The sequence below is a fragment of the Streptococcus mitis genome (assembly GCF_946190115.1).
Taxonomy (GTDB): domain Bacteria; phylum Bacillota; class Bacilli; order Lactobacillales; family Streptococcaceae; genus Streptococcus; species Streptococcus mitis_CO.
This window is the reverse complement of the sequence record NZ_CAMHZG010000022.1, coordinates 1-16,159: the sequence shown is the minus strand read 5'-3', so window position 1 is coordinate 16,159 and position 16,159 is coordinate 1. Positions and strand designations below refer to the sequence as shown.

17 protein-coding genes are annotated in these 16,159 nt (G+C 37.3%); 11 read left to right on the top strand and 6 right to left on the bottom strand.

What is annotated here, in order from left to right; all coding sequences use genetic code 11:
• The first annotated feature begins 291 nt into the window (after positions 1-291).
• Positions 292-1,698, top strand: coding sequence for a 6-phospho-beta-galactosidase (lacG, locus tag N8L90_RS09000; RefSeq protein ID WP_020900695.1), 1,407 nt, complete (start codon positions 292-294; stop codon positions 1,696-1,698).
• A gap of 42 nt (positions 1,699-1,740) precedes the next feature.
• Complete coding sequence (locus N8L90_RS08995; RefSeq protein WP_020900696.1) at positions 1,741-1,998, top strand: DUF3884 family protein; 258 nt, start codon at positions 1,741-1,743, stop codon at positions 1,996-1,998.
• A gap of 105 nt (positions 1,999-2,103) precedes the next feature.
• Here N8L90_RS08995 and N8L90_RS08990 read toward each other — a convergent pair whose 3' ends face one another.
• The 4 genes from N8L90_RS08990 to nrdH all read right to left on the bottom strand — a co-directional run bounded on the left by N8L90_RS08990 (position 2,104) and on the right by nrdH (position 6,633).
• The gene (locus tag N8L90_RS08990) at positions 2,104-2,871 is read right to left on the bottom strand and encodes a DeoR/GlpR family DNA-binding transcription regulator (RefSeq protein WP_033680188.1); all 768 of its coding nucleotides are present in this window, start codon (positions 2,869-2,871) and stop codon (positions 2,104-2,106) included.
• 142 nt (positions 2,872-3,013) lie between these two features.
• Entirely contained in the window at positions 3,014-3,976 is a 963-nt protein-coding gene (gene nrdF, locus N8L90_RS08985; protein ID WP_000451388.1) for a class 1b ribonucleoside-diphosphate reductase subunit beta, read from the bottom strand.
• Positions 3,977-4,174: 198 nt separating this feature from the next.
• Entirely contained in the window at positions 4,175-6,334 is a 2,160-nt protein-coding gene (gene nrdE / locus N8L90_RS08980) for a class 1b ribonucleoside-diphosphate reductase subunit alpha (protein ID WP_261025157.1), read from the bottom strand.
• 80 nt (positions 6,335-6,414) lie between these two features.
• Positions 6,415-6,633, bottom strand: coding sequence for a glutaredoxin-like protein NrdH (nrdH, locus tag N8L90_RS08975; RefSeq protein ID WP_000259240.1), 219 nt, complete (start codon positions 6,631-6,633; stop codon positions 6,415-6,417).
• 350 nt (positions 6,634-6,983) lie between these two features.
• Here nrdH and N8L90_RS08970 point away from each other — a divergent pair, with 350 nt between their 5' ends.
• From N8L90_RS08970 to N8L90_RS08955, 4 genes are all read left to right on the top strand, one after another.
• Positions 6,984-7,247 carry a phosphocarrier protein HPr gene (locus N8L90_RS08970; RefSeq protein WP_000146947.1) on the top strand — a complete coding sequence of 88 codons (264 nt, stop codon included), beginning with the start codon at positions 6,984-6,986 and terminating at the stop codon, positions 7,245-7,247.
• A gap of 5 nt (positions 7,248-7,252) precedes the next feature.
• Positions 7,253-8,986 (top strand): phosphoenolpyruvate--protein phosphotransferase, encoded by a 1,734-nt coding sequence (gene ptsP / locus N8L90_RS08965; RefSeq protein WP_000138123.1) that lies wholly within the window; start codon positions 7,253-7,255, stop codon positions 8,984-8,986.
• A gap of 134 nt (positions 8,987-9,120) precedes the next feature.
• Complete coding sequence (locus N8L90_RS08960) at positions 9,121-9,615, top strand: YkgJ family cysteine cluster protein (RefSeq protein ID WP_227325427.1); 495 nt, start codon at positions 9,121-9,123, stop codon at positions 9,613-9,615.
• A 56-nt stretch (positions 9,616-9,671) separates the two neighbouring features.
• Positions 9,672-10,211 carry a ClbS/DfsB family four-helix bundle protein gene (locus N8L90_RS08955; protein WP_261025153.1) on the top strand — a complete coding sequence of 180 codons (540 nt, stop codon included), beginning with the start codon at positions 9,672-9,674 and terminating at the stop codon, positions 10,209-10,211.
• A 203-nt stretch (positions 10,212-10,414) separates the two neighbouring features.
• Here the strand turns inward: N8L90_RS08955 and dhaQ are convergent, their stop codons facing one another.
• Both dhaQ and dhaS read right to left on the bottom strand, forming a co-directional pair.
• Complete coding sequence (gene dhaQ / locus N8L90_RS08950; protein ID WP_261025152.1) at positions 10,415-11,404, bottom strand: DhaKLM operon coactivator DhaQ; 990 nt, start codon at positions 11,402-11,404, stop codon at positions 10,415-10,417.
• Positions 11,401-11,931, bottom strand: coding sequence for a dihydroxyacetone kinase transcriptional activator DhaS (dhaS, locus tag N8L90_RS08945; protein ID WP_101776694.1), 531 nt, complete (start codon positions 11,929-11,931; stop codon positions 11,401-11,403). Before dhaS ends, dhaQ begins: the two co-directional genes overlap by 4 nt.
• A 153-nt stretch (positions 11,932-12,084) precedes the next feature.
• On the opposite strand from dhaS, the gene dhaK reads away from it, so the two are divergent.
• The 5 genes from dhaK to N8L90_RS08920 form a co-directional block, all read left to right on the top strand.
• Positions 12,085-13,074, top strand: coding sequence for a dihydroxyacetone kinase subunit DhaK (gene dhaK, locus N8L90_RS08940; RefSeq protein WP_101776695.1), 990 nt, complete (start codon positions 12,085-12,087; stop codon positions 13,072-13,074).
• Positions 13,075-13,095: 21 nt separating this feature from the next.
• Positions 13,096-13,671, top strand: a complete 576-nt coding sequence (gene dhaL, locus N8L90_RS08935) for a dihydroxyacetone kinase subunit DhaL (RefSeq protein ID WP_060805550.1) — start codon at positions 13,096-13,098, stop codon at positions 13,669-13,671.
• Positions 13,671-14,045 carry a dihydroxyacetone kinase phosphoryl donor subunit DhaM gene (dhaM, locus tag N8L90_RS08930; protein ID WP_060805549.1) on the top strand — a complete coding sequence of 125 codons (375 nt, stop codon included), beginning with the start codon at positions 13,671-13,673 and terminating at the stop codon, positions 14,043-14,045. Before dhaL ends, dhaM begins: the two co-directional genes overlap by 1 nt.
• A gap of 581 nt (positions 14,046-14,626) precedes the next feature.
• Positions 14,627-15,262, top strand: a complete 636-nt coding sequence (locus N8L90_RS08925) for a TetR/AcrR family transcriptional regulator (RefSeq protein WP_261025149.1) — start codon at positions 14,627-14,629, stop codon at positions 15,260-15,262.
• A gap of 171 nt (positions 15,263-15,433) precedes the next feature.
• Positions 15,434-16,159 (top strand): ABC transporter permease (locus tag N8L90_RS08920; protein WP_261025147.1); only part of this gene is annotated, 726 nt, incomplete at its 3' end.

Here is a 16,159-nt window from a genome sequence, read left to right as displayed (position 1 = left end):
GCGAATTTCCTAATCGCCTTGTTAATTCGTCGGTAAAAAGATATCGTTTTTACCTCCTCATGTCACAATTCGATTAATAATAGGGACTATGAAATAGTTTCCTCTCGTTACGGAAATCGCTATGGCGAATTTCCTAATCGCCTTATTAATTCGTCGGTAAAAAGATATCGTTTTTACCTCCTCATGTCACAATTCAGTGACTTGCTACAAGAAGTGAGATGGAGAAGGATGGCTCACTGACTCCTCTCCTCTCACTTTTACTTTATTTAAATCAAGAAATAGGTGAAAAAAATGACAAAAACATTACCAAAAGACTTTATTTTTGGTGGCGCAACAGCTGCCTATCAAGCAGAAGGTGCTACACATACTGATGGTAAAGGACCAGTAGCGTGGGATAAATATCTTGAAGATAACTACTGGTACACTGCAGAACCAGCCAGTGACTTTTACAATCGATATCCAGTTGACCTCAAGCTAGCAGAAGAGTATGGTGTCAATGGTATTCGAATTTCTATTGCCTGGTCACGTATTTTCCCGACTGGTTATGGTCAAGTAAATGCTAAAGGTGTTGAGTTTTATCATAATCTATTTGCAGAGTGTCACAAACGTCATGTTGAGCCCTTTGTAACTCTTCATCACTTTGACACGCCAGAAGCTCTCCACTCAAATGGAGACTTCTTAAACCGTGAAAATATTGAACACTTTGTAGAATACGCGGCTTTCTGTTTTGAAGAATTCCCAGAAGTTAACTATTGGACAACCTTTAATGAAATTGGACCAATCGGTGATGGTCAATACTTGGTTGGTAAATTCCCTCCAGGAATTCAGTACGACCTTGCCAAAGTCTTCCAATCGCACCACAATATGATGGTTTCTCATGCGCGTGCAGTCAAGCTATATAAAGATAAAGGTTATAAAGGTGAAATTGGTGTTGTTCACGCACTGCCTACTAAATATCCTCTAGATCCTGAAAATCCAGCAGATGTTCGCGCTGCTGAGTTGGAAGATATTATTCACAATAAATTTATCTTAGATGCAACTTATCTAGGTCGCTATTCAGATGAAACAATGGAAGGTGTCAACCATATCTTATCAGTCAATGGTGGTAGCTTAGATCTTCGTGAAGAAGATTTCACAGCATTAGAAGCAGCAAAAGATTTGAACGACTTCCTTGGAATCAATTACTATATGAGTGACTGGATGGAAGCCTTTGATGGAGAAACTGAAATTATCCATAATGGTAAGGGTGAGAAAGGAAGCTCTAAATACCAAATCAAAGGTGTTGGTCGTCGTGTAGCTCCTGACTATGTACCACGTACAGACTGGGATTGGATTATATATCCTCAAGGTTTGTATGATCAAATCATGCGAGTGAAGAAAGATTATCCTAACTACAAGAAGATTTACATCACTGAAAATGGACTTGGTTATAAAGATGAGTTTGTCGATAACACTGTTTACGATGATGGTCGTATTGATTATGTGAAACAACACTTGGAAGTCTTGTCTGATGCGATTGCAGATGGCGTTAATGTAAAAGGTTACTTCATTTGGTCATTAATGGACGTCTTCTCATGGTCAAATGGATATGAGAAACGTTATGGTCTCTTCTATGTAGACTTTGAAACTCAAGAACGTTATCCTAAGAAATCAGCTCACTGGTACAAGAAAGTAGCGGAAAGTCAGATTATAGACTAGTAGAATTAGTAATTAGATATAGAATTCTAGTGAGGCAAAAAGATGTTCAAAGATTTTATCCAATCAATTTATGAAAAAGTTTATATTATCAATTTTGATAAATGTTCTCAAATACCTTGTTTGACTAATGATGAGCTGAAAAATCTTGGGAAATGGTATGTCTCGACCGGTAAAGAATGGATTTGCCATTCAGACTATGAGCTGGAAGAATTTAAAAATATCTTTTTAAATTTTATCAGTCCTGAAGAACGGGATAATATCTTCTTTGATTCAGATTTTGTGCCGTTTCAACAATCATAAAGAATCTAGGAAACTCTTTGTAAAAATCTTCATCAAAAAAATGCGTCATATTAAGATTCTTATTTTCTTGATATGACGCATTTTATATTTTATCAATCCTCAGTTTTATGGTTTAGAAAGAATAATTTTTGTTTGTTTTGAAAGTTGTTCGAAGGTTTCTTTGCTCAGTTTAGAATCTGAAACGATGGTATCAATATCAGAGATATTGTAGAAGGTATAGAAATCAAATTTATTGAACTTACTATTGTCAGCTAGTAAGTATTTTTTATTGGAATTATTGAGGGCGATGCGTTGGGATTCACCTTCCTCTTCACTAAAGGTCGCAATCGCATTGTCCTTAATACCATTACAGCTAACGAAGGCTTTAGAAAATTGAAGATTAGCCAAGTTTTGCAAGGTTAGTGTTCCCACAAAGGCTCCAGTAATAGAGCGATAGTTTCCACCGATTAAAATCAAATCTGTTAGTTTTCGTTCGTTTAAGATGAGAAAGACTGGTAAACTGTTTGTTACAACACGAATATTATCAATTGGAAGTTCACGGGCAAAAGATTCCAAGGTTGTACCTGGGCCAATAAAAATGGTTTCTCCTTCATCAATTAAATGGCCTGCAAAACGGCTGATTTCTTGTTTTTCTGCAATCTGTAAGCTTTGTTTTTCAGTATTGGAACGTTCATTATTTAAAATGGAGCCTGTGCGAATTTTTTCAGCTCCACCGTGAACCCGAACAAGTAAATCTTTATCAGCTAACTCTTGCAAGTAGCGTCTAGCAGTCATATCTGATACATCCAAGCGAGTCATGATTTCTTTTACAGTAATAGTTCCCTTTGTATTTACCGTTTCTAGAATATTATCTAGTTTTTCCTGCTTTAGCATCGTTATCACCTCTATTTCTATTACTATTTTATCATAAAGTGTTCAATCAATCAATTTAAAAAACAAAAGAAAACAAAAACAAAAATACCATGGTTGTTTTAAACAAACCATGATATTCGTTATCAGTTCTGGAATAATTGAGTTAGTCCAAACCGTAGTTGTAGTCATCGTCTTGCATGGCTTCAACTTCACCAAGGAGGTAACCATTTCCGACTTGAGAGAAGAAGTCGTGGTTGGAAGTTCCTGTTGAAATACCGTTCATAACGATTGGGTTGACATCATCAGCTGAGTCTGGGAAGAGTGGATCTTGTCCCAGGTTCATGAGCGCCTTGTTAGCATTGTAGCGAAGGAAGGTTTTGACTTCTTCCGTCCAACCAACACCGTCATAGAGGCTTTCTGTATAGCCTTCTTCATTCTCGTAAAGAGTATAGAGCAGATCGTACATCCATTCTTTGAGTTTTTCTTGCTCTTCTTCAGGCAATTCATTGAAACCAAGTTGGAATTTGTAACCAATGTAGGTTCCGTGAACAGATTCATCACGAATAATCAGTTTGATGATTTCCGCAACGTTGGCTAGTTTGTTATTACCAAGGTAGTAGAGGGGAGTGAAGAAACCAGAGTAGAAGAGGAAGGTTTCAAGGAAAACGCTGGCTACTTTCTTTTCAAGTGGGTTACCGTTTAGGTAGATTTCGTTAACAATCTCAGCCTTCTTTTGTAGGTAAGGATTGGTATTGGTCCATTCGAAAATTTCTTCAATCTCAGCCTTGGTATTTAAGGTAGAAAAGATTGATGAATAAGATTTAGCGTGGACAGATTCCATAAATTGGATGTTATTGAAAACAGCTTCTTCGTGTGGTGTACGGATGTCTGCGCGAAGGGCTTGAACTCCAGTTTCAGATTGCATAGTGTCGAGAAGGGTTAAACCACCAAAGACTTTTCCAACTAAGTCTTTTTCTACACTTGATAGCTTTCTCCAGTCATCCAAGTCATTTGACAAGGGAATACGTGTATCAAGCCAGAATTGCTCCGTCAGTTTCTCCCAAGTTGATTTGTCGATGACATCTTCGATGGCATTCCAGTTAATGGCTTTGTAGTAAGTTTCCATTTGAAATCTCTTTCTGTATATAATAATGCTGTTGTACAATCGTTTTTGCTTTATGATAATTCCTTTAGTGTATCGCACAAAAAGTCGGAGAACCGACTTTTACATGTGCTTAGCTAGTTTATAAAATGTTTGATTAAGTTCTCTTTTGATGCTAGCTTACTAAACTTACAGAGAAATAGTAATTCCTTTGATTAAAAACTAAATCACACAGCTTTCACATTGGTTGGCACCGACTTCTCCACCGTCGTCTGTAAAGGTACGGACGTAGTAGATAGACTTGATACCCTTGTTAAAGGCATAGTTACGAAGGATAGACAAGTCACGTGTTGTCTGTTTGTTTTCTTTCTTCCATTCGTAAAGACCTTTTGGAATGTCACTACGCATGAAGAGAGTGAGTGAAAGTCCTTGGTCTACGTGCTCAGTCGCAGCAGCGTAAACATCAATCACTTTACGCATATCCATGTCGTAAGCAGAAGTGTAGTAAGGAATGGTTTCTGTTGACAAGCCAGCAGCAGGATAGTAGATTTTACCGATTTTCTTTTCTTGACGTTCTTCGATACGTTGCGTAATCGGGTGGATAGAAGCCGAAACGTCATTGATGTAACTGATCGAACCATTTGGGGCAACAGCTAGACGGTTTTGGTGGTAAAGTCCATCTGCTTGAACCTTGTCGCGAAGTTCAGCCCAATCAGCAGCACTTGGGATAAAGACATCTTTGAAGAGTTCTTTAACACGTTCTGATTTTGGAACAAACTCGCCTGTAATATACTTGTCAAAGTAGCTTCCCTTAGCATAATCTGATTTTTCAAAGTTATGGAAGGTAATACCACGTTCACGCGCGATATTGTTTGATTCTACCAAGGTCCAGTAGTTCATAAGCATAAAGTAGATGCTTGTAAATTCAACAGACTCAGGCGATCCATATTCAATCAATTGTTGGGCAAGGTAGCTGTGAAGTCCCATTGCACCAAGACCAAAGGTATGAGCTTGGCTATTTCCGTGGTCGATGGTAGGAACAGCTACGATGTGTGAACTATCTGTAACGAAAGTAAGAGCACGAACCATAGCACGGATAGAACGACCAAAGTCAGGTGAAGTCATCATGTTGACCACGTTGGTTGAACCAAGGTTACATGAAACATCGGTTCCCATTTGAAGGAATTCTTGAGCATCGTTGATCAAGCTTGGTTCTTGGACTTGAAGAATCTCAGAACACAAGTTACTCATGATAATCTTACCATCAACAGGATTTGCACGGTTAGCCGTATCGATGTTGACTACATAAGGGTAGCCAGACTCTTGTTGCAATTTAGAGATTTCAGTTTCCAAATCACGCGCCTTGATTTTTGTCTTACGGATTTTTGGATTTGCGACCAATTCATCGTATTTTTCAGTGATGTCGATGTAGTTAAATGGCACACCGTATTCAAGTTCTACAGAGTATGGGCTGAAGAGGTACATTTCTTCATTTTTACGTGCTAATTCGTAGAATTTATCGGGTACTACAACACCAAGTGAAAGGGTCTTAACACGAACTTTTTCATCGGCGTTTTCTTTCTTAGTTGAAAGGAAGGCGATAATATCTGGGTGGAAGACGTTGAGGTAGACAACACCAGCACCTTGACGTTGACCCAATTGGTTTGAGTAAGAGAAGCTATCTTCGAAAAGTTTCATAACTGGAACGACCCCAGAAGCAGCTCCTTCATAGCCTTTGATAGGTGCGCCAGCTTCACGAAGGTTGCTGAGGGAAATTCCCACACCACCACCGATACGTGAAAGTTGAAGAGCTGAGTTGATAGAACGTCCAATAGAGTTCATATCATCTGTGACCTGAATCAAGAAACAGGATACCAACTCCCCACGACGAGCACGTCCAGCATTCAAGAAGGAAGGAGTAGCAGGTTGGTAGCGTTGGTGGATGATTTCATTGGCAATATCGATGGCAATAGCTTCATTCCCATCAGCAAAATAAAGGGCGTTAAAGAAGACACGGTCTTCCATGCTTTCAAGATAATATTCACCGTCGTTAGTTTTCAAAGCATACTGATTGTAAAATTTATAGGCTGCCATGAAAGACTTGAATTGGAAGTTTTGGTCTTTGATAAATTGAGACAATTCTTCCAAAAATTCTGGACGGTATTTCTTGATAAAGGCTGTTTCGATGTAGTTGTGTTCAATGAGGTAGTTGATTTTATCCTTGATTGAATCAAAAACCATAGTGTTTGGAACTACATTTTCTTTAAAGAAGGCATCCAAGGCTTCCTTATCTTTATGAAGCATGATTTGTCCATTGACAGGACGGTTGATTTCGTTATTGAGACGGAAGTAAGTCACGTCCTCAAGATGTTTTAATCCCATAAAATTTCCCTTATCTAATTACAAAAGAAAGGCTTCTAAGTTAGCCCTAGAAGCAGTTTCTTCTGGATGATGTACTAAGATTATGCTAATTGTTTCAGTTTTCCTGGTTGGAAACCTGAAAAGACTTCAGTTGGTGTTTGGATAACAGGAGCTGCGCTGAAACCGAGCTCTTTAACTTGATCGATGTATTCAGGTTGCTCATCAAGATTGATTTCACGATAAGCGACATTATTACTGTCCAAGAAGCGTTTGGTCATTTTACATTGGACACAGTTGTTTTTAGAATAAACGGTTACCATTGTGTAACTCCTCTTTCAAAATAGATTACTTTCTTAGTATATCAGAAAATAAATTTTTGTCAATGATTTAAAACTAAATATAGTGGTCAATTTTTCTACTCAAGGCCACAAAACACAATATGTAGTGTTTGTTTTGTGAAATAGTAATGATTATCCTACAAGTAGTTTTTTGGAAAACTATATCCTGTGTTTTGTTATCTAGAATAGAAGATTTTCAGGAAGTTATCTGAAAGGAAATCGAATAAATCCCATAAAATGCTTGAAAAAAATCCTAGAAGATGATATAATACCAAATTGTAAGGGTTATCACATATAACTCAAAAAAGAAAGAACAAAAGGAGAGTCAAACTATGGCTTCTAAAGATTTCCACGTAGTGGCAGAAACAGGTATTCACGCACGTCCAGCAACATTGTTGGTACAAACTGCTAGCAAATTTGCTTCAGATATCACTCTTGAGTACAAAGGTAAATCAGTTAACCTTAAATCAATCATGGGTGTTATGAGTCTTGGTGTTGGCCAAGGTGCTGACGTAACTATCTCAGCTGAAGGTGCAGATGCAGATGACGCTATCGCTGCAATCTCAGAAACAATGGAAAAAGAAGGATTGGCATAAGGAAAATGACAGAAATGCTTAAAGGAATCGCGGCATCTGACGGTGTTGCAGTTGCAAAAGCATATCTACTCGTTCAACCGGATTTGTCATTCGAGACTATTTCAGTCGAAGATACAAACGCAGAAGAGGCTCGTTTGGATGTAGCTCTTGAAGCTTCTCAAAACGAGCTTTCTCTTATCCGTGAGAAAGCTGTAGGTACGCTTGGTGAAGAAGCGGCTCAAGTTTTTGACGCTCATTTGATGGTTCTTTCTGACCCAGAATTGATTGGTCAGATTAAAGAAACAATCCGTGCTAAGAAAGTCAATGCAGAAGCAGGTCTTAAAGAAGTGACTGACATGTTCATCACTATCTTTGAAGGTATGGAAGACAACCCATACATGCAAGAACGTGCAGCGGATATCCGCGACGTGACAAAACGTGTATTGGCAAACCTTCTTGGTAAAAAATTGCCAAACCCAGCTTCTATCAATGAAGAAGTAATCGTGATTGCGCATGACTTGACACCATCTGATACAGCTCAATTGGACAAAAACTTTGTAAAAGCTTTTGTAACAAATATCGGTGGACGTACAAGCCACTCAGCTATCATGGCACGTACACTTGAAATTGCAGCTGTATTGGGAACAAATAACATCACTGAAGTAGTGAAAGACGGTGATATCCTTGCCGTTAACGGAATTACTGGTGAAGTGATTATCAACCCAACAGATGAACAAGCGGCAGAATTTAAAGCAGCTGGTGAAGCTTATGCTAAACAAAAAGCTGAATGGGCACTTTTGAAAGATGCTCAAACAGTGACTGCTGACGGTAAACACTTCGAGTTGGCAGCTAACATCGGTACTCCAAAAGACGTTGAAGGTGTTAACAACAACGGTGCAGAAGCTGTTGGACTTTACCGTACAGAGTTCTTGTACATGGATTCTCAAGACTTCCCAACTGAAGATGAGCAGTATGAAGCATACAAGGCTGTTCTTGAGGGAATGAATGGTAAACCAGTAGTTGTTCGTACAATGGATATTGGTGGAGATAAGGAACTTCCTTACTTCGATATGCCACACGAAATGAACCCATTCCTTGGATTCCGTGCCCTTCGTATCTCTATTTCTGAAACTGGAGATGCAATGTTCCGTACACAAATCCGTGCCCTTCTTCGTGCTTCTGTTCATGGTCAATTGCGTATCATGTTCCCAATGGTTGCCCTTTTGAAAGAATTCCGTGCAGCTAAAGCAGTTTATGAAGAAGAAAAAGCAAACCTTCTTGCTGAAGGTGTTGCAGTTGCGGATGACATCCAAGTTGGTATCATGATTGAAATCCCTGCAGCAGCGATGCTTGCAGACCAATTTGCAAAAGAAGTAGACTTCATGTCAATTGGAACAAACGACTTGATCCAATACTCAATGGCAGCAGACCGTATGAACGAGCAAGTTTCATACCTTTACCAACCATATAACCCATCAATCCTTCGCTTGATCAACAACGTTATCAAGGCAGCTCACGCTGAAGGTAAATGGGCTGGTATGTGTGGTGAGATGGCTGGTGACCAAAAAGCTGTTCCACTTCTTGTCGGAATGGGCTTGGATGAGTTTTCTATGTCAGCAACATCTGTACTCCGTACACGTAGCTTGATGAAGAAATTGGACACTGCTAAGATGGAAGAGTACGCAAACCGTGCTCTTACAGAGTGTTCAACAATGGAAGAAGTCCTTGAACTTCAAAAAGAATACGTTAACTTTGATTAATGTCATTAACCTTGTAACCTAGTTGCAAGGTTTTTTTGACGTATTTTGGGAAAGTATAGTTTAACAAAGTCCACTTTTCAATGCTCCAGAGGCATGGTATAATAGGGGGAAGTAAATAGAATAAGAGAGAAACCATGTCTAAAGAAATTGATATTGAATATTACCACCAGCTAGCCTTGCAAAAGCAAAAGGAGCACCGTAAAGTTTTAGCCAATCTAAAGAAAAAAACTCCTAAAAACCTAGACAAGATAGCTCAACAGATTCACCAAGAAGTCTTTGAGGAGATTGATTGCACTGCCTGTGCTAACTGTTGCAAGACATTGGGACCGGACTTTAAAGAAGCGGATATTACACGAATCGCCAAGTATTTTAAGATGAAATTACCAGCTTTTGAAGCAGAGTTTTTGCAGGTAGATGAAGATGGGGACAAGGTTTTCAAATCCATGCCCTGCCCCTTTTTAGGAGGAGATAATCTTTGTTCCATCTATGAAGTTCGTCCAAAGGCCTGTCGAGAGTTCCCCCATACAGATCGCAAAAAGATCCATCAAATCAACCATTTGACGATTAAGAATACTTTGACCTGTCCAGCAGCCTATCTCTTTGTTGAGAAATTAAAGGATAAGTTATAGAGATTTAAAGGATAAAAAATTTCTAATAATAATTAGTAATATGAAGGGAGAACTCTGTGCCTAGACCGAAAACAAAAGAGGAGCTAATGTTGGCCTCTAAGGAAAACTATGAAAAGCTCAATCGTTTCATCTCCCAACTAAGTGAAGATGAGCTACAGACTCCATTTGATTTTTCAAGAGACCCAAAGAAAAAAGAAGCTCACTGGAAAAGGGATAAAAATCTACGGGATGTCTTGATCCATCTTTATGAATGGCATCAGTTACTTTTGACTTGGGTACATTCTAATCAAGAAGGTCACGAAAGGCCTTTTCTACCTGAACCTTATAATTGGAAAACTTATGGAGAAATGAATATCGCTTTTTGGAAGAAGCACCAGAAAACCTCCTTAGAAGAAGCGACTAGACTCCTAGAACAATCACATAGAGAGGTTTTAGAGTTGATAGAAGTTTTTAGCAATGACGAACTCTTTACCAAAGGTGTCTATAAGTGGACCGGCGGAACAAGTCTAGGTTCTTACTTTGTCAGCAACACCTCCAGTCACTATGATTGGTCTCTGAAAAAACTCAAGGTTCATCGGAAAAATTGTAAGGGATAGATGGCCTATTTGAAATAGAAAGAATGAGTTCTTTTAAACGTAATACTCTTCGAAAATCAAATTCAAACTGCGTCAACGTCGCCTTGCCGTACTCAAGTACAGCCTGCGGCTAGTTTCCTAGTTTGCTTTTTGATTTTCATTGAGTATAAGATAAAAGCAAAGGGCTACCAAGTGATGGAGCCCTTTTGATTTATACAAGCAAATTACCATGCAAAAGCTGTCGTTGGAGCATTGAGCGCTTCTAACCATTGTTTATTTTTCGCAGGGCAAAGAGTTACGGATATACCTGCCATATCTAGACTGGTCATAAATGTTCCTGATTTTATAAAGGTAATAGTGACTCCTTCAATTTCTAAGAGTTGAAGGAGATCATTGATAAATATGCCCATTTCTAAGTTGCTGGTAGTGCCTAGATTATTTACAAGCAATATAAATTGATCACCCTTTTTCCAATGATAGTGCAATCTTAATTTACTTATAATTTCATTTGCAAGGATTTCTGACGATTGAAATGGGACGATACGATAGCCTTCTTCGCCATGTATCCCAATACCATAAGAAATTTTTCCTTCTTCTAAGTTAAATAGTGGACGGGTGGCTTGGGGGAGACTAGCAGATTTCGTTGCAAAGCCAATCGTTGCGATTTCGGGAGCAAGCTGATGACCTAAATCAGTTAGTTGCTCGATGTCGGCACCGTTCTGAGCTGCATATCCTAGGATTTTATGAAGTAAAATGGTTCCTGCGAGCCCTCTTCCTCTAATTTGAAATCTATTGTGAGGTTCAATGGAAATATCGTCGTGTGCTAGACTGTAGCCGACCTTAATTCCTTCTTTTCTAGCAGTATTAATGGCCGAGCTAAATTCTTTGATGTCTGCTTCGAAATTTTTTACAATGATGAAGACACCGTGACCATTGTTTAAAAAACGAATGGACTCTAAGATTTCAGTTCTTGTAGGAGGAGTAAATAATTGGCCATAGATAGCAGCAGTAAGCATTCCTTCTCCCACATATCCAATATGAGCGGGTTCGTGACCTGAACCTCCACCCGACAATATTGGAACTTGATAAGAATTACGATTTTTTTGATAGACTAATGGTAAGGTAGGGTGTTTTTCTAATTCAGGATGACTGCTGACAGTTGCTGAAATGTAACTTGAAATAATTTTCTGTTTATGATTTGAAATAAATGTCATTGTGGTCTCTTTCCAATAATTGTCATGATTAGAAAGTCTGGTTGTGGAACTGGACTTTTTTTATTGACGTAAGCCTTCACGATTTCTGCTAGAGCATGTGAATGGTAGTCTAACAAAAAACAAGTATAAGCAGATGAATCGATATCAATCTGACCATATTCTCTTAAAATTTTTGATACAAGCAAGCGACAGTAGTTGATAAATTGGTCATAGAAGTTATTTTGCCCTTGAATATCAAAAAGTTGAATATAAAAGTCACGCTCTTGTTCGAAATAAAGAAATAATTCTTGTAATAGTTTTTGGCCTGAAATGAAGTCCAAGTTGTTGGTGATGTACTCGGTTAAGTCAGTTTCAAATATCCAGTCTAGCAGTTCATATTTGTCAAGAAAGTGATTATAAAAGGTCTGTCTACGGATGCCAGCTGATTCCATGATATCTACAATAGAGATTTTGTCAAATTCTCTAGTAGCTAATAGGTCTCTAAATGCCTTAGCAATCCGTTTTTTTGTAATAAGTGATGATGCCATAGGAAACCTTTCTTTTACTTACTTAATTTTACCAAAAAATTTTTTTAAACGGGTTTAAAAGGGGACAAATAATAGAATCTGTCCCTTATCAGCCAGCAGTAAAAAATATATAATGAAAGCGAAAACAAAGGTAAATACCGAAAGGAGTTTCTCATGAAAAAAATTATAAATGAACCGACACAAGTTGTTGATGAAATGTTGCAGGGCTTGTCATTTATGCATGATGACTTGGTAGAACGGTTAGATGGTTTTGATGTCATCGTTAGAAAGGTAGAAAAGACAGGGAAAGTTGGGCTCATTTCAGGTGGAGGCTCAGGACATGAACCAAGTCATGCTGGATTTGTAGGAGATGGAATGTTGTCTGCTGCTATTTGTGGAGCAGTCTTTACTTCACCTACTCCGGACCAAATTTTAGAAGCCATTAAGGCAGCTGATGAAGGTGCTGGAGTTTTCATGGTTATCAAGAACTATTCTGGAGACATCATGAACTTTGAAATTGCACAAGAACTTGCTGAAATGGAAGGTATTGATGTAGCAAGTGTTGTAGTCGATGATGATATTGCTGTTGAAAATAGTCTCTATACCCAAGGTCGCCGCGGTGTTGCTGGTACTATATTAGTCCATAAAATTTTGGGTGATGCGGCTCGTTCTGGTAAATCTTTATCTGAAATGAAGGAACTGGCTGATAAACTTGTCTTAGAAATTAAAACAATTGGGCTGGCCTTGTCTGGAGCAACTGTTCCTGAAGTTGGTAAACCAGGATTTGTTCTAGAAGATGATGAATTTGAATATGGTGTTGGTATTCACGGTGAGCCAGGATATAAAAAAGAGAAAATGCAACCTTCAGCACAATTGGCCTCAGAATTGGTTGAAAAACTATCTGAAGGTTTCCAACTTAAGGCTGGTGAACGCTATGGCCTTCTCATCAATGGTTTAGGAAGCACCCCTCTGATGGAGCAATATGTATTTGCAAATGATGTGGCTAAATTACTCCATGAAAAAGGTGTTGAGTTGGCATTTAAGAAAATTGGAAACTATATGACTTCAATCGATATGGCTGGTTTGTCATTGACATTGATTCGATTGGCAGATGATGAGTGGTTGGATGCTTTAAATGCACCTGTTACAACATCAGCTTGGTAAAACTCAAGGAGGAAATGTCGAATGAATGCTGAACAAGCTCTTGAATGGATGAAGCTTTTTAATGAAAAGATTCAAGAACAGAAAGATTATCTTAGTGAGCTAGACACTCCTATAGGAGATGGAGACCACGGTGGAAATATGGCGCGTGGAATGGCTGCAGTTATGGAAAACTTAGAAGGAAAGCAATTTGAGACCAGCAGTGATGTCTTTAAACTTGTCTCAATGCAACTACTGAGTAAGGTAGGCGGTGCTTCTGGTCCCTTGTATGGCTCTGCTTTTATGGGCATGGCCAAGGCTGATTCTCATTCAAAATTAGAAGAAACCTTACAAAGTGGTCTGGATATGATTGTCAAACGTGGGAAAGCAGAAGTTGGAGAGAAGACAATGGTTGACGTTTGGACTCCCGTTATTGCTGCCTTGTCTGCTGGTCAATTGACTCATGAGATTATTGATGAGGTAGTGAATGCTACCAAAGATTTACTTGCAACTAAAGGAAGGGCATCTTATGTAGGAGAACGTTCTCTTGGACATATTGATCCTGGGTCATTTTCATCAGGATTACTCTTTACTGCTCTTTTAGAAACTGGGGTGGTTTAATGGGAAGTATTGGTCTTGTTATCGTTTCACATTCCAAACACATTGCACAAGGTGTCGTTGAACTAATTAGTGAAGTAGCTAAAGATGTTCCGATTACTTATGTAGGAGGAACCGAAGATGGAGGAATTGGAACGAGTTTTGATCAAGTAGACAGGGTTGTTTTTGAAAATCCAGCAGATACTTTATTAGCTTTTTTTGACCTCGGCTCTGCTAAAATGAACTTAGAAATGGTGGCTGATTTCAGTGATAAGAGTATCATCATCAACAGGGTTCCAATTGTAGAAGGAGCCTATACTGCAGCAGCTCTTCTTCAGGCTGGTGCAGAACTATCAGTTATTCAAACACAGTTGACGGAGCTTGAAATCAATAAATAAGGAATTTTACTATAACTTTTTTTATAGGTGGGCTATTGATTATCTCAACTATCAAATTTTAAGTAAATAATTTCAAAATCAGAAAGGGATTGCTTTATGTAGTTCCTTTTTAATGTAAAAGGAGTGGAATCATAGCGTTTCTAAATTGTTAATACTCTTCGAAAATCAAATTCAAACAACGTCAACGTCGCCTTGCCGTACTCAAGTACAGCCTGCGGCTAGTTTCCTAGTTTGCTCTTTGATTTTCATTGAGTATAATAATTCAAAACTGATTGTGATGGGACTATTCTAGCTTTAGAATTCTTTAAAAATTAAAATTTAAGGCAATCAATTACTTAGAATAGTACGAAAACATTTAGTTTATAGGAATTCTAGGTCTAGAATTACATATATATTTATGAAGTTAGGGTGTTCGATAGTTAGGATTGTTCTATTCTGAAAGATTTGAGCTGTCAATTGTATAGGATAGTGTTTTACCAATGAATTTTGAAAATTAGAGAGGATAAAAAGAATCTTGACATTATTAGTTTCTTGCATTATAATGAGATTACGTACCGTTAGTATGTTAGAAAGGAGTTATAATGGCAAGGAGTAGAAACTCACATGAAACTAGAAAAAAAATTTTAGAAGTTTCGAAAGATTTATTTTTAGAAAAAGGATTTGATAATACCTCAATACAAGATATAATCGATGGGTTAGGTGGGTTGACGAAAGGTGTTATTTATCATCATTTCGAGTCTAAAGATGAAATATTGCAATCAATCATTAGCGAAAATAATCATGAAATTTTAAATTACAATTGGAGAGGAGATACTGCATTAGAAAAAATACAAAATTCTTTGATGGATGCGTTCTCTAATTTAGAACAACAAAGATTAGTATACTCTGTCTCAATTATGCTAAGAAGTCCACGTTTGTTAGGAGAGCAGTATTTAAGTTTATTTTCTGATTTTTTACCAGGGATTAGAGAAAAAATTTTCGAAGGTGTTAAAGATAAATCAATTAAAACAGAATATCCTGAAGAGCTAGCTGATTTGATTGTTTTAACTTTGAATATTTGGATTGGATTCCAAATTTCTATTTATTCAGTAGAAGAATTAAAGAGTAAAATGAAGTTCATTAAACTAACTTTTGAAGGTTTGGGAGTGCAGTTGATTACTGATGAAATGATGGAAGTAATTTTCCAATTATTTGATCACTTAAAAGGTGTCAAATAAATTTTAAGTATTGATATTTTAAAAAATACCATACTCTAGATATGGTATTAAAAATTCGACTATACATACCTTTAGTATGTTTATTTTTTGGAATTCAACATACCAGAAGTATGTAAGGTGCTTTTTGAATAGTGTAATTAATATTAACAAAATTTTTTGGAGGAAAAATCTATGTTGTCGCTTATTAAAATTGAATTAAATAAAGTTTCAAAATCAAAATTATTTTTTGCTTGGTTGGGTACTATATTGATAATATTAGGTATTACAGGAATCATAATCATGGGGTTAGGTACTGATAATAAACTGGGAGATTTTGTTGGACAGAGTGCCAATAATATTAAAATTACTGATAAATGGGGAAGTTGGGCAATTGCAACATCATTGTTTGGATCTTTATTTACTAAAGCAGCATTTTTGATTTTTGAATCTTATTTATTGTCTACGATTATTATTGATGAATTTAAACGAAGAACAATTTTCCAGCTGTTTTCCTACCCTGTTTCTAAAATAAAGTTACTATGGGGAAAAGTGCTTACAGTAATTCTGATATCATTTATTGCTCATTTTACTGCACATTTAGTTATTCAATTATTAATTAATTTAGTAGCAATTTTAACCGAATCAAATTATATCCCAATAGCTAATCAAATGATTAACTTAGCAGGAATTACGGTTGGAACAGTATTAATCGGAATACTACCTTTTGTTTTAGGTATGATTAGGCATTCAATAGCTATAACAATGCTTTCAGGACTTGGTTTAGCAGCGTTACTTTCGAATGTAAGTCCAGGTAGTTTAACTAATAATTTTGTTGATAACTTATTCTTCTTAATATTTGCTAGTTTCATAAGTTTAATGATTGTTTCATTTTCAATTTATACTATTTCAAGAAAAGAT

Bases quoted from the DNA above. Each gene is read 5' to 3' on its own strand.
- lacG (WP_020900695.1), top strand. From the start codon at position 292: ATGACAAAAACATTACCAAAAGACTTTATTTTTGGTGGCGCAACAGCT.
- N8L90_RS08995 (WP_020900696.1), top strand. From the start codon at position 1,741: ATGTTCAAAGATTTTATCCAATCAATTTATGAAAAAGTTTATATTATC.
- N8L90_RS08990 (WP_033680188.1), bottom strand. From the start codon at position 2,871: ATGCTAAAGCAGGAAAAACTAGATAATATTCTAGAAACGGTAAATACA.
- nrdF (WP_000451388.1), bottom strand. From the start codon at position 3,976: ATGGAAACTTACTACAAAGCCATTAACTGGAATGCCATCGAAGATGTC.
- nrdE (WP_261025157.1), bottom strand. From the start codon at position 6,334: ATGGGATTAAAACATCTTGAGGACGTGACTTACTTCCGTCTCAATAAC.
- nrdH (WP_000259240.1), bottom strand. From the start codon at position 6,633: ATGGTAACCGTTTATTCTAAAAACAACTGTGTCCAATGTAAAATGACC.
- N8L90_RS08970 (WP_000146947.1), top strand. From the start codon at position 6,984: ATGGCTTCTAAAGATTTCCACGTAGTGGCAGAAACAGGTATTCACGCA.
- ptsP (WP_000138123.1), top strand. From the start codon at position 7,253: ATGACAGAAATGCTTAAAGGAATCGCGGCATCTGACGGTGTTGCAGTT.
- N8L90_RS08960 (WP_227325427.1), top strand. From the start codon at position 9,121: ATGTCTAAAGAAATTGATATTGAATATTACCACCAGCTAGCCTTGCAA.
- dhaQ (WP_261025152.1), bottom strand. From the start codon at position 11,404: ATGACATTTATTTCAAATCATAAACAGAAAATTATTTCAAGTTACATT.
- dhaS (WP_101776694.1), bottom strand. From the start codon at position 11,931: ATGGCATCATCACTTATTACAAAAAAACGGATTGCTAAGGCATTTAGA.
- dhaK (WP_101776695.1), top strand. From the start codon at position 12,085: ATGAAAAAAATTATAAATGAACCGACACAAGTTGTTGATGAAATGTTG.
- dhaL (WP_060805550.1), top strand. From the start codon at position 13,096: ATGAATGCTGAACAAGCTCTTGAATGGATGAAGCTTTTTAATGAAAAG.
- dhaM (WP_060805549.1), top strand. From the start codon at position 13,671: ATGGGAAGTATTGGTCTTGTTATCGTTTCACATTCCAAACACATTGCA.
- N8L90_RS08925 (WP_261025149.1), top strand. From the start codon at position 14,627: ATGGCAAGGAGTAGAAACTCACATGAAACTAGAAAAAAAATTTTAGAA.